This window comes from Maritimimonas sp. 2205BS37-2, from assembly GCF_056591755.1.
On the sequence record NZ_JBWQOI010000001.1, the window covers coordinates 986,283 to 998,344 of the forward strand.

General features: G+C 34.1%; 14 protein-coding genes and 1 tRNA gene. 10 read left to right on the plus strand and 5 right to left on the minus strand.

The features are described from left to right. Positions 1–301: 301 nt before the first annotated feature. Positions 302–386, minus strand: a tRNA-Ser gene (locus AC1EUU_RS04685). Between the two features lie 142 nt (positions 387–528). Here AC1EUU_RS04685 and AC1EUU_RS04690 point away from each other — a divergent pair. After that, complete coding sequence (locus AC1EUU_RS04690) at positions 529–1,281, plus strand: sulfite exporter TauE/SafE family protein (protein WP_480200220.1); 753 nt, start codon at positions 529–531, stop codon at positions 1,279–1,281. Here the strand turns inward: AC1EUU_RS04690 and AC1EUU_RS04695 are convergent. Further along, positions 1,278–1,550, minus strand: a complete 273-nt coding sequence (locus AC1EUU_RS04695; RefSeq protein ID WP_480200221.1) for an acylphosphatase — start codon at positions 1,548–1,550, stop codon at positions 1,278–1,280. The two genes, AC1EUU_RS04690 and AC1EUU_RS04695, sit on opposite strands and share 4 nt — an antisense overlap. Before the next feature lie 86 nt (positions 1,551–1,636). On the opposite strand from AC1EUU_RS04695, the gene aroC reads away from it, so the two are divergent. Beyond that, positions 1,637–2,698 carry a chorismate synthase gene (aroC, locus tag AC1EUU_RS04700; RefSeq protein WP_480200222.1) on the plus strand — a complete coding sequence of 354 codons (1,062 nt, stop codon included), beginning with the start codon at positions 1,637–1,639 and terminating at the stop codon, positions 2,696–2,698. 71 nt (positions 2,699–2,769) lie between these two features. Here aroC and AC1EUU_RS04705 read toward each other — a convergent pair whose 3' ends face one another. Continuing rightward, complete coding sequence (locus AC1EUU_RS04705; protein ID WP_480200223.1) at positions 2,770–3,348, minus strand: hypothetical protein; 579 nt, start codon at positions 3,346–3,348, stop codon at positions 2,770–2,772. Positions 3,349–3,556: 208 nt separating this feature from the next. Between AC1EUU_RS04705 and AC1EUU_RS04710 the strand changes: the two genes are divergently transcribed. From AC1EUU_RS04710 to AC1EUU_RS04735, 6 genes are all read left to right on the plus strand, one after another. After that, complete coding sequence (locus tag AC1EUU_RS04710; protein WP_480200763.1) at positions 3,557–4,636, plus strand: PA0069 family radical SAM protein; 1,080 nt, start codon at positions 3,557–3,559, stop codon at positions 4,634–4,636. Positions 4,637–4,755: 119 nt separating this feature from the next. Further along, positions 4,756–6,369: a hypothetical protein gene (locus AC1EUU_RS04715; RefSeq protein ID WP_480200224.1), complete on the plus strand. Its 1,614-nt coding sequence runs from the start codon at positions 4,756–4,758 to the stop codon at positions 6,367–6,369. Between the two features lie 23 nt (positions 6,370–6,392). Further along, positions 6,393–7,214 (plus strand): T9SS type A sorting domain-containing protein, encoded by an 822-nt coding sequence (locus AC1EUU_RS04720; protein ID WP_480200225.1) that lies wholly within the window; start codon positions 6,393–6,395, stop codon positions 7,212–7,214. Positions 7,215–7,331: 117 nt separating this feature from the next. Beyond that, positions 7,332–8,264: a peptidylprolyl isomerase gene (locus tag AC1EUU_RS04725; protein WP_480200226.1), complete on the plus strand. Its 933-nt coding sequence runs from the start codon at positions 7,332–7,334 to the stop codon at positions 8,262–8,264. Positions 8,265–8,385: 121 nt separating this feature from the next. Next, complete coding sequence (locus AC1EUU_RS04730; RefSeq protein WP_480200227.1) at positions 8,386–9,066, plus strand: hypothetical protein; 681 nt, start codon at positions 8,386–8,388, stop codon at positions 9,064–9,066. A 4-nt stretch (positions 9,067–9,070) separates the two neighbouring features. Further along, positions 9,071–9,604, plus strand: a complete 534-nt coding sequence (locus tag AC1EUU_RS04735) for a YfiT family bacillithiol transferase (protein WP_480200228.1) — start codon at positions 9,071–9,073, stop codon at positions 9,602–9,604. Between the two features lie 6 nt (positions 9,605–9,610). Here the strand turns inward: AC1EUU_RS04735 and AC1EUU_RS04740 are convergent, their stop codons facing one another. Then, positions 9,611–10,165, minus strand: coding sequence for a thioredoxin family protein (locus AC1EUU_RS04740; protein WP_480200229.1), 555 nt, complete (start codon positions 10,163–10,165; stop codon positions 9,611–9,613). Between the two features lie 43 nt (positions 10,166–10,208). On the opposite strand from AC1EUU_RS04740, the gene AC1EUU_RS04745 reads away from it, so the two are divergent. Then, complete coding sequence (locus tag AC1EUU_RS04745; RefSeq protein ID WP_480200230.1) at positions 10,209–10,547, plus strand: tRNA-binding protein; 339 nt, start codon at positions 10,209–10,211, stop codon at positions 10,545–10,547. A 69-nt stretch (positions 10,548–10,616) separates the two neighbouring features. Here AC1EUU_RS04745 and AC1EUU_RS04750 read toward each other — a convergent pair whose 3' ends face one another. After that, positions 10,617–11,444 carry a 2-oxoadipate dioxygenase/decarboxylase family protein gene (locus AC1EUU_RS04750; protein WP_480200231.1) on the minus strand — a complete coding sequence of 276 codons (828 nt, stop codon included), beginning with the start codon at positions 11,442–11,444 and terminating at the stop codon, positions 10,617–10,619. 143 nt (positions 11,445–11,587) lie between these two features. On the opposite strand from AC1EUU_RS04750, the gene AC1EUU_RS04755 reads away from it, so the two are divergent. Continuing rightward, the gene (locus AC1EUU_RS04755; protein ID WP_480200232.1) at positions 11,588–12,061 is read left to right on the plus strand and encodes an Lrp/AsnC family transcriptional regulator; all 474 of its coding nucleotides are present in this window, start codon (positions 11,588–11,590) and stop codon (positions 12,059–12,061) included. Position 12,062: the final 1 nt, after the last annotated feature.

Below are 12,062 nucleotides of genomic sequence, written 5' to 3' on the forward strand. Positions count from 1 at the left end.
AAAATTTTCCTGTAAGACATCCCATAGAAACAAATTGTTTACTCCCGAACCTAAACTTCATAATTAGAAATGTATTAATTCACTATAAATGAATACAAATAAAATGATTTCGAGGTGTCAGTCGGAGAAAAATAAAAGTGACACCGTGAGGGGCACTTCTTTTTTGATAGTATTTGATTTCAAATAAAAACAAATTAGACCAAATAAAATTATATCACAATTTAAGCCCCTAATTTACAGATAAAAAGCCCACAAATAATTTCATTTGTAGGCTTTTGTTGCTATTTGTTAGCATTTTCAGCGGAGAAAGAGGGATTCGAACCCCCGGAGGTGTGACCCTCGCTGGTTTTCAAGACCAGTGCATTCGACCACTCTGCCATTTCTCCAATAGTCTCATCAGATATTCTCTGAATGCGGATGCAAATATAGAAAGCTTTTTTTAGTTGCTAAAATAAATTTTTAAGTTTTTTACATTGAATTACGATCTTAATTATTAATGTACATTTACCAATTAATGTCTCAACCCAAATGAGCTTTTCTATAGACCTTATTTACCTAATTTTAATTGGCTTTATAGCCGGCTGTATTAATATAGTGGCTGGAGGGGGTTCTTTACTCACACTGCCCATGTTAATTTTTCTTGGCCTACCCTCTACCGTAGCCAATGCAACCAACAGAATTGCCATTATTGTTCAAAATATATTTGCAGTACGTGGGTTTCAATCTAAAGGAGTTTCTACTTTTCCTTTTAGCATCTATTTGGCGATTCCTGCCATAGCAGGAGCAATAATTGGGGCTACTATAGCTATTGAAATCCCAGATGATCTATTTAATAAAATTTTGGCGGGCGTAATGATAACCATAGTTATCTATATGTTGTTAAAGCCAAAACTAAAAACAGAAGTTTATAAAGAACGACTAAAAGGTAAATATTTATGGCTTGGAATGATCATTTTCTTTTTTGTGGGACTCTATGGTGGTATTATACAGGCCGGTGTTGGATTTATAATGATCATGGTACTTACAAGCGTTAATCATCTTAGCCTCGTAAAAACAAATGCGGTAAAGGTTTTTGTGGCGCTTATATATTCTATTGCAGCTGTTATTGTTTTTCAAAAAGGAGGACTAATCAACTGGAAATATGGGTTAATACTATCAATTGGAAATGCTTCCGGAGGGTGGTTTATGAGTAGATTTTCAGTAAAAAAAGGAGATGGATTTGTAAGAGTACTACTTATAGTTGTTGTAAGTATATTAGCTATAAAGCTTTGGTTCTTCTAACGCTTTATTTCAAACGCACCAAAATTTTTGAGTTCATTTTCGGTAAATTTTACTTCTAATACTTTCGATAATGGTGAACCGGTATATAGCCATTGAATAAAGGTGTCTAGCGTACTTTTTTCTCCTTCAACCTCTATATAAACGTTTCCATTTTCTTTATTTTTCACAAAGCCATTCAACGCTAATTCTTGTGCCTTCTTCTTTGTGTATTTTCTAAACCAAACTCCTTGAACTTTGCCCAAAACCTCTATACAATAATGCGTTTTCATTAAATCGATATCGTTTTCTCAAAATTAATCAATTAAACTTTTCTAATGCCTTTCTATATTTTACCTTTGCTTATCAATCATAAACTATGAGTAACTCACTTGGAAAACTTTTTAAGCTTACTACTTTTGGCGAATCTCATGGAGTAGCAATTGGAGGTGTTATAGACGGCTGCCCTGCCGGATTAGAATTAGACTTAAATGCTATTCAAAATGAACTAGACAGGCGCAAACCTGGGCAATCTAATATTGTAACCCAACGAAAAGAGCCAGACCAAGTTGAGTTCTTATCAGGTTTATTTGAAGGTAAAACTACCGGTACTTCTATTGGATTTATTATAAAAAATACCAATCAGAAATCAAAAGATTATTCGCATATAAAAGATAGTTATCGTCCCTCACATGCCGATTTCACCTATGATCAAAAATATGGTTTTCGTGATTATCGCGGAGGTGGTCGTTCTTCAGCAAGAGAAACGGCTAATTGGATTGTAGCTGGTGCCATTGCGAAGCAGTTGCTAGCTCATATTAAAATTAACGCATATACCTCATCTGTTGGAGATATTTACCTAGAAAAGCCATATCAGGAACTTGATTTCTCTCAAACAGAAAATAATGCAGTGCGTTGCCCTGACAATGCGTATGCCGATAAAATGATTTCAAGAATTAAAGAGATTAAAAAAGAAGGCAATACCATTGGTGGAACTATTACTTGTGTACTACAAAATATCCCTTCAGGTTTAGGTGAACCCATTTTTGATAAGCTTCATGCTCGTTTAGGACATGCCATGCTATCATTAAATGCAGTTAAAGGTTTTGAGTACGGCAGTGGCTTTTGTGGTACAAAAATGAAAGGCTCTGAGCATAACGATGCTTTTAATAATGATGGAAGTACAAAAACCAATCTTTCAGGGGGTATACAAGGTGGTATTTCTAATGGAATGGATATTTACTTTCGAGTAGCTTTTAAACCAGTAGCTACATTACTTCAAAAATATGAAACCATTGATGCAAAAGGAAATACGGTAGAAATGCAAGGAAAAGGTCGCCATGATCCTTGTGTAGTTCCAAGAGCTGTACCAATTGTTGAGGCATTAGCAGCTATGGTACTTGCTGACTTTTACTTAATAGATAAAACAAGAAAATTATAAAGAGCAAGTCTAAGTTTATAAGTAAAAAAGCGCCAAAATTGGCGCTTTTTTACTTATAATTTCATCTGTTTCTAGTCATTGTCATCATCATCACATTTACCCAATGAATCACCGTGGTCTAAATGTGCTTTTAAGGCATTTATGCTAACACATAATGTTTTACCATTATGACAGACATACACTTTCTTTTTGTTATCGTGACAATACTCATAGTCATCTCCTCTACAAGCATCTACAACAATTTCTAAAATTTCTTCTAATTCTTCTAAAGAACCTACATGAGTTTCCTCTCCATCAACATCTAGCAGTATAATAGGAAAATCTATTCTAACTTCTGCACTATTGCTTAAAGTATCAAAAAAATCGTATAACTCTTCATCGTTATTAATTTCTACCAGTTCAATAGGTAAATCTGGAGCGAATTGAGCATAAAATATTATTGGATATTTAAACTTAACGCATTGCTCATCGTCATCATCGTCTTCGGTAGCCATTTTCATTAAAGTTACCAGCTTCGAAGATTTAGTTAATAACGCTTCATCTCGCTCAACCGATGCTTCTTCCTTTTGACAAAATGTTAGTGAAAGCAAAAATGTCAATAATATGGCACTCACTAATATTTGCCTAATTCTAGTAATTTTTTTCATCATTCAGCATACTTTTATGTTCTACTATAACTTATTTTTACAGCTAATATTTTGTATTAGCCATATCTAATTATCTGTCACTCTTAATACTAAAACAACTCAAAGATAAAAAGTCCTAAGGTTTTTATTATAGTTTTTCAACAAAAAATATTGTTGAATTAATTTAACATTTTTAGATAAACTCACATCAATATATAGTGTAATTTTAAGCATCAAAAAAGGTGATTTCATAAAAGGTAGAGGTGCTCAAATCAACACACATAACCGTTTCTTACAACATCAATATACTGTAGAAAACGATTTTCTAAATTATTGCCTTACAGAAGGTGAAAAACCCGATAATAACAAAACACAATACATTGAAATATTTCCAAAAACTATTTTAAATAAAGTTACAAGCCCTGATATTGGCATGGTATATTCTATGAATCCTTATCAAGGTTGTGAGCATGGTTGTATTTATTGCTATGCCAGAAATACGCATGAGTATTGGGGATATAGTGCCGGATTAGATTTTGAAAGAAAAATACTTTTCAAAAGAAATGCTCCTCAATTGCTAGAAGAAAAGATAAAGAGTAAAAATTGGAAAGCGCAACCCATTATGTTTTCTGGAAATACAGATTGCTATCAACCAATTGAGAAAAAACTAGAGATTACTAGAAAAATGCTAAAGGTACTTTACAAATACAAGCATCCCGTGGGATTCATTACTAAAAACACATTGATATTGAGAGATTTAGACATTCTTACTGAAATGGCTAAGTTAAGGTTGGTACACGTAAGTATTTCAATAACTTCTCTAAAAGAAGAAACCAGAAGAATACTGGAGCCCAGAACAGCATCTATTAAAAAGAGATTAGAAACGGTGAGAGTACTTTCGGAAAACGGAATTCCAGTTAATGTTATGATGGCGCCCATCATACCCGCTATTAATAGTCATGAAATCTTTGATTTAGTGAAAAAAGTAAGCGAAATGGGAGCACTATCTGCGGCATATACCGTTGTTCGGCTTAACGGTGCTATTGGTAAGATTTTTACTAATTGGGTAAAAAAAGCATATCCCGATAGAGCATCAAAAATTTTAAGTCAGATACAAGACTGTCATAACGGACAATTAAATGATTCACGATTTGGTAAAAGAATGCGCGGAGAAGGTAAAATTGCCGAGCAAATAGCCCTACAATTTAAGATAGCAAAGAAGAAATTCTTGGCAAGTAGAAGCATTCCTGAATACGACTTTACGCTGTATGAAAAAAACAAAAACCGGCAACTAAATCTTTTTGATCCTTGAATTAATATAACAATAAAGGTTGTATTTTCACGTTTTACTATATTAGAAAAAGAAATTTTCAGTCGCTAAGCTTCTCCCCCTCGTCAGTAGTATTTAGTTATTAACCTAAAATGCTTTATATGAGGAAAAGTTACTCTTACCTTTTATTATTTTATCTTTTTATCTCTTTTCAATTAGTTTTTTCTAATTCTAGAGAAAAGATTCCTATTAAAAAAGATGTAAACACAAACACCTCCTACATTACCAGTATAACAGACCCAGGATGGTCATATACTTGTAAAGATGGTATCGAAGTAGATCTCGTAAGTTCTGGTTTAAAGAACAATATACCTATGTCATTACCAATAGATGATGTAGCTAATATTGATAGAATAGTAGTAGAAATCGTTTATAAAAGTAAAAACCCTGGGCAAACCATTGAAATATTCGATGCCGAAGGTAATTCTTATACGGCTTCAAGAGAAGTTCCTACGGGCGGTAGCTCAAATGTTTGGTACTACAGAACAGAATTGCCAGCAACAGCTTCAATAGATTATAATAATACCACCAATGCTCATAAAGCTCAGTCAATCTTAGCTTATGTTTTTAGAAAGAAAAATACCGGTATTGCAAGTTCTGGTGTATTTACAGCTTTGAGTGGTTATAACAATAAAGAAATCATAACAATTCCAATAATTACTGATACAGCGCCTAGAGATGTGTCAATTGAATTGCCAGTTTCTGAACTTACACCAGACGGTCGTTATATAAAAATTAAAGCAGAAACATCAGACGGAAAAACAGATCAGATTATTGAAAACATTAATGACTTTCCCTCAGGTGAATGCTGTATAAAGATCTTTAACCTCAATTTGCAAGATGTTTCGGGAGCTGTCAATGAAGTAAAAATTACAATAGATACTAGAAACTATAAAAACGGACAATCTGTAAAGGGACAGTCTTGGGTAATGGGCGGTGCCGTAAAAACAAATGTAGTTTGTACCTGCGTTGATTTTGATAAGGAACCACCAACACCCGATAATTTAACCGATCATATCATCGCTTTTGATGTAAATAACTTACCAGAGGTTACTTTTAGTGATAATTGTTCGGATGTAACAGTTTCCTATACGCAATATGAAGCCGAAGAATCATGTTGGATTGACTTCGGACCCATATTTACAGAATCGAATATTTGGTTTCACGGATTCCCATTTGATAAATGGCATCACTGGGAGGAAGGCTATTTTCAGCGCTTAGAAGATGGTACCGCTAAGGTACATGGGCGCGTAGTAAATAATTCTGACGCCGGTTCAGGCTGGATCATTGAAATATTCTTCGAGCAATTATTAGATTTTACCACTTGGGTAAATTCAGGTGGGTTAACTGAAGGTGACCCCTTAGAATCACAGCGCAGCTATGCAAATGTTGATTTCAATGAGCCTTATAAACTTGAAGGATTTGGTGATTATGCCGGTTCTAGCTTAACTTTGCTAAATAACACCCAATATCATCATATGGATATTGGTCCAAGAGATGAGTACGGAGACTACGGTATTGGCTTTTGGATTTCTTACGAAGGTACCGTGAATGGTCAAACCGTAGGTGGTGACGATAAACAACATATAGATATGTATGCGTCACTAGAAAATTGCGTTTACAGAAGGGCCATTTTGATTATAAGAGAATGGACGGTAACCGACGCAGCTGGTAATACAGCGGTATATATTCAACGAGTAGAACTAGAAGAATAATCACTTCCCTAAACAATATTAAAATGAAAAAACTAATTTATTTTTTGATACTGGCTTGTTGCAGTTTTATAGCGCAAGCCCAAATTCAACAAGAAGATTTTAATGCTGCCTCAATTCCATCGGGATGGACGGCAACAACACCGGCAAGCGGATGTACTTGGCAATTTGGCTATACTGGTACCTTGCCAGGAACACAACCAAACCCAGCAACTTTTACTTCTGGAGGTGTTATCTTTGATGATAATGCTTGTGGGAGTGGTCAGAATAATAGAATTGAACTAGAAGGTCCTGAAGTGGATCTAATAACTGCAAATGTTACAAGCGCTGCTATCGAAATTATTTATAACCATCAATCATTTTCTGGTGATGGAGATTTTATCGTAGAGGTTTGGGATGGTAGCAATTGGCAAAATGTTCTAACGGTCAGCGATGATGCTCCTTCAGGAAATTCAGGTACTAATGCAACATCAGTTATTGATGTTACTTCGCATATAAATGCAAATTTTAAGGTAAAATTCATCTATGACGATGAGAATACATTTTCTCATGGTATGGGTCTTGATGATTATCAGTTAATAGATACAGCAACGGCAAGCATCGGAGATTTAATAAGTGATGGCTTTAGCTATTACCCTAACCCAGTGGTTGAAAGTAATCTAACCTTAAGCGCCAAAGATATAATTCGAGATGTTATTGTATTCAACGTATTAGGTCAAAAAGTATATCAATCTAAACCCAATGTTACCAAATCTGATGTTGAAATGTCGCATTTACCTGTGGGTGCCTATATTGTAAATGTTGCAATAGGTGAAAAAACAGGTGCATTTAAAATTTTAAAACAGTAATTCTAACCAAATTACGTTTTGTGTGAAAGGGACTCTCATTTTGGGAGTCTTTTTTTATTTATATAGGGTTTTAATACGAAAGCGTGTATCTTTGCAGCCTTAAATTAAATACAATACATGGAAAATGGAATCTATGCGAAGTTTAATACTTCTAAAGGAGAAATAGTAGTAAGTTTAGAATTTGAAAAAACGCCAGGTACAGTTGGTAATTTTGTTGCTTTAGCGGAAGGAAATTTGGAGAATTCAGCGAAACCACAAGGAGAACCTTATTATAATGGATTAAAATTTCATCGTGTAATCTCTGATTTCATGATTCAAGGAGGTTGCCCACAAGGCACAGGTACCGGAAATCCGGGCTATCAATTTGATGATGAGTTTCATCCTGAATTAAGGCATAATAAACCAGGGGTGCTTTCTATGGCTAATGCCGGACCAGGCACAAATGGAAGTCAATTCTTTATTACTCACGTTGAAACACCTTGGTTAGATAATAAGCATACCGTTTTTGGGCATGTGATTGAAGGACAAGATATTGTTGACACTGTAGCGCAAGGAGATGCCATTAACACTATTGAAATTGTCCGTAAAGGAGACGCAGCAGAAAAATTTAATGCGGTTGAGGCGTTTAGATCTTTTGAAGGAGAGCGTGAGGCTAGAATTGCAGCTGAAAAACAAGCCCAAGAAGATGCATTAAACGATGCCTCAGCAGGATTTGAAAAAACTGCAAGTGGACTGCGTTATAAAATGATTCAAGATGGTGAAGGAAAAAAAGCAACTAAAGGTGCTATGGTTTCTGTGCATTATAAAGGTCAGCTTTTAGACGGAACAGTATTTGATTCTTCTTATAAGCGAAAGCAACCTATAGATTTTGCTGTAGGTGTAGGCCAAGTAATTGCCGGATGGGATGAAGGTATTCAATTATTAAAAGTGGGTGATAAAGCTCGTTTTGTGATTCCATCAGATTTAGCCTATGGTTCAAGAGGTGCAGGTGGTGTAATCCCACCGAATGCTCCGTTAATTTTTGATGTTGAGCTGGTCAATGTAAAATAATAACAACTAATTAAAAAGCCTCAAGAATTTCTTGAGGTTTTTTTGTAAATAATTAACTTTTTTTGAGACTTACATTTTAACTAAGGCATTATATTTGATGAAAATTCGTTAAGTACTATAAATGAAACAGAAATATCAATACATACTTTTATTTTGTTTGCTTTTTTCGTTTTCTAACGGGTTTACTCAAAATGACTCTATTAAGAAGAAGAAGAAAGAGAATGTATTTAAACCGTTGCTAGACTCTCGAAAAGGAGCAGATGGATTTGTTATTGGTAAAGAAGAAGAAATTAACCCTATTTTTAAGTTAGACCGCAAAGATCAGAAACCTTTAAAAGGTTTTGATTATTATCTCAACTTAGGAAAATCTAAAACTAAAAGCCGCTCTCTTATTAGCAACACCGTAGATGATGATGTGTTAGTGAAAAGATATTTTAATGGCAAGGACGTTAGTACTACAAAAATTGAAAGTCATACTAGTTTAGGCACTTTTGAAGGTTCGACCAAATTTGTACGTATTGAATTCAGAGATCATGGTTTGGTAGATGGCGATCGTGTACGTATTTACCTAAACAATAAAGTTGTTCAACCTAATATTACACTTGTAGGCATTTCAGCATTTATTGAATTAAAAATGCAAAAAGGTTATAATAGAATCGATTTTAGTGCTTTAAATCAGGGAGCCGTTGGCCCAAACACTGCCGCGTTTTTAGTATTTGATGATCAAGGAAAATTAATTACCGCTCAAGCATGGAACTTAGCTACCAGTCAAAATGCTACTTTAGGTATTATACGCAATTAATTTTATGAGTAAACAACTTCTAGAGCAACTCAAATATCCAATAGGAAAACCTAAGATTCCTAATACTATTACAGATACACATATCAAGGAATGGATCAAAACTTTAGAAGAGTTTCCAAAAAAGCTAAATGAATTAGTAAAAGATTTATCAGAAGATCAACTACAAACACCTTATAGAAAAGATGGTTGGACGATTAGACAGGTAGTTCATCATTTAGCAGATAGCCATCATAATAGTTATACTCGATTCAAATGGGCTTTAACTGAAGATAAGCCTTTAATTAAGACTTATTATGAAGATCGTTGGGCGGAGTTGCCTGATTCAAAGTACGCTCCGATTGCGCTCTCTATAAATGCTTTAACAGCTTTACACGCTAAATGGGTCTACTTTTTAAAAGGATTATCTTTTGAAGATTTACAAAAATGCTTTGTGCATCCCGAAAATAATGAAGAAGTAAGTCTAGCAGAAAATATTGGTATTTATGCCTGGCACTGCAATCATCATTATGCGCATGTAGAGTTAGCAATTATAAGTTAGACTAACTTATTTCCATTTAATATTACAACCTATACTAGGTTTCTGAGGTTCGGTATTTTCAATACCTTCTATTAAACAATTTAATGCATGACGAAGGTCTTTTCCAGACAAGGGAATGCCATTTTCTGGTCTCGAATCATCTAATTGTCCACGATACGCAAGTTTCAAATTTTTATCAAATACATAAATATCGGGTGTGCAAGCCGCATCATAGGCCATAGCCACTTCCTGAGATTCGTCATATAAATAAGGAAAAGGATATCCTAATTCTTTTGCTCTTCGCTGCATTAAATGCGGGGCGTCATCCGGATAATTTTTAATGTCATTTGAAGAAATCGCTATAAACGCTATATTTTTATTTCTATAGTCATTCGCTACGCTCACCAGCTCTTCATTTACATGAATCACAAATGGACAATGGTTGCAAATAAACAGTAGCACTGTAGCAACATCACCACGTAATTCAAAGAGTGTAATATCTTCACCTGAAACCGTATCATAAAGGGTAAAACCAGGTGCAACTGTACCTAAAGGGACCATATTTGACGGTGTTCGAGCCATACCAATTTTATTTGTAGTTTTACACAATAAAATTACAAAATAAATGGCAGACACCATTAGTTTCGAAGACTTCCTTAAAGTAGATATTCGTGTAGGAACCATCATTGAGGTGAATGATTTTCCAAAAGCCAGAAAGCCAGCATATCAGTTAAAAATAGATTTTGGTGATTTAGGTTTAAAAAAATCAAGTGCACAGATAACAGATCTATACACAAAAGAAGATCTCTTGCATAAACAGGTTAGCGCCGTGATAAATTTTGAAGCTAAGCAAATTGCCAATTTTAAAAGTGAATGCTTGGTGCTTGGTGTAGCTAACGAGAAAGGTGAGATTGTACTTCTGCAAACAACTGCTAAAGTTAATAATGGTGAACAAATAAGCTAAAAAATAAAAGCCCGATGCATTAATGCTCGAGCTTCTCAACGATTCTTTTTAGATTTTAAAAAATATCTTCTAAACTTCTTGTAAAACCATATCTGTACTCTCAAAAATTTTATCTGCTGAACCCGCTATAAATCCTGAGTATAATTCACCATTAATTTGTGGATATCGAAATGCGAATTCGTAATAACATGAAGTAATTTCTTTGATAGTTTCAACAAATGTTACCGAAATTTTATCTGCTAGCACACTCGATTGCTCTAACAACTGCTCTGGTGTACCTTTTATTTCTCCACCTGAAGTATTCATTTTATACCCATTTTCCTTTAAAAATGAGTTTACTTCTTGCAAGGAACTAAAAGTATTGAGCATATTTACAGCTACAGTAAAATGATTCGAACAGAACCCGTTTACATATAACCAAGCAGCATATTCTGTTTCTTTTTGTAATTTTTCATAAACTTTATAAGATGGCTGATTCCATAAGCGCCCTTTAAAAATCAAATTACCGTTTTCTAATTCATTAGTAGGAATACTATCTAGCATTTTTTTTACTTCTTCCTGTAAATCTTGAGAAAATTCTTTGATTTTCAGTTGACTTATAAATACACGAGGGGCATTTTTATCTGTTTTATGCTCAAAATGCTTCGCATATAATTTCTTCTTAGGAAATTCATATTCGCCACATTCTTCGTAACCAGCTTCAATAAAAGTTGAAGCCAATTTGTCAATATTTACGCGTTCATCGTCAAATGTTCTAAACGCTACATGGTCATTATATACCTTATTGCCCTTATTAGAAAATAGTGCTTTGATCTTTTCAGCCGAAGGAGTTCTTTCTATATATTCATCCCACAGCTTTTCGAAAATTCTAGTTGTTGTCATTTCTTTTAGTATCATTTCTTGACAAAAATAAATCGAAATGCTTTCATATAAACTATATAATAAGTAATTTTACATTAATAATATTCTTTTTATGTTAATTTAACTATTTGAAGTTCCTTTGACCACAAATTTAACAACAACACTTTTAGAATAGCGCTATGGAAAATCAATTTGATTATACAGATCAGCAAATCTTACTGCACTTAAGAAAGGATGCTCGTAAAGCCTACTCTCAAATTGCTGAAGACTTAAAAATTTCTAACTCTTTAGTACATCAGCGCATTAAAAAATTATTTCAAGACGGTGTTATAAGAAAAGCTGAGTTTGTACTAGATGAGCGCAAATTAGGCTATAAAACCAAATCATATACCGGAATTCGTCTAAGAGAAGCTCGTTTGGCAAAAAGTGTGATGCAATCGTTAGAAAAAATTGATGAAATAGTTGAATGCAATTATGTTTCGGGCAATTATGCTATTTTTATTCTCATCTTTGCCAAAGACAATGAACATTTAAGGCAAATTTTATATGAACAAGTACATTTGATCGATGGTGTTGCCGGTACCGATTCATTTATTTGCTTTGACACGGGTTTTAAAAAACATGTTCCAATCAATTTACCAAAAGATTCATAAT

What these genes read in the sequence shown, in the direction of transcription:
- AC1EUU_RS04720 (WP_480200225.1), top strand. Translation starts at nt 6,393, where the DNA reads ATGAAAAAACTAATTTATTTTTTGATACTGGCTTGTTGCAGTTTTATA.
- AC1EUU_RS04705 (WP_480200223.1), bottom strand. Translation starts at nt 3,348, where the DNA reads ATGATGAAAAAAATTACTAGAATTAGGCAAATATTAGTGAGTGCCATA.
- AC1EUU_RS04745 (WP_480200230.1), top strand. Translation starts at nt 10,209, where the DNA reads ATGGCAGACACCATTAGTTTCGAAGACTTCCTTAAAGTAGATATTCGT.
- AC1EUU_RS04740 (WP_480200229.1), bottom strand. Translation starts at nt 10,165, where the DNA reads ATGGCTCGAACACCGTCAAATATGGTCCCTTTAGGTACAGTTGCACCT.
- AC1EUU_RS04735 (WP_480200228.1), top strand. Translation starts at nt 9,071, where the DNA reads ATGAGTAAACAACTTCTAGAGCAACTCAAATATCCAATAGGAAAACCT.
- aroC (WP_480200222.1), top strand. Translation starts at nt 1,637, where the DNA reads ATGAGTAACTCACTTGGAAAACTTTTTAAGCTTACTACTTTTGGCGAA.
- AC1EUU_RS04695 (WP_480200221.1), bottom strand. Translation starts at nt 1,550, where the DNA reads ATGAAAACGCATTATTGTATAGAGGTTTTGGGCAAAGTTCAAGGAGTT.
- AC1EUU_RS04730 (WP_480200227.1), top strand. Translation starts at nt 8,386, where the DNA reads ATGAAACAGAAATATCAATACATACTTTTATTTTGTTTGCTTTTTTCG.
- AC1EUU_RS04690 (WP_480200220.1), top strand. Translation starts at nt 529, where the DNA reads ATGAGCTTTTCTATAGACCTTATTTACCTAATTTTAATTGGCTTTATA.
- AC1EUU_RS04715 (WP_480200224.1), top strand. Translation starts at nt 4,756, where the DNA reads ATGAGGAAAAGTTACTCTTACCTTTTATTATTTTATCTTTTTATCTCT.
- AC1EUU_RS04755 (WP_480200232.1), top strand. Translation starts at nt 11,588, where the DNA reads ATGGAAAATCAATTTGATTATACAGATCAGCAAATCTTACTGCACTTA.
- AC1EUU_RS04750 (WP_480200231.1), bottom strand. Translation starts at nt 11,444, where the DNA reads ATGATACTAAAAGAAATGACAACAACTAGAATTTTCGAAAAGCTGTGG.
- AC1EUU_RS04725 (WP_480200226.1), top strand. Translation starts at nt 7,332, where the DNA reads ATGGAAAATGGAATCTATGCGAAGTTTAATACTTCTAAAGGAGAAATA.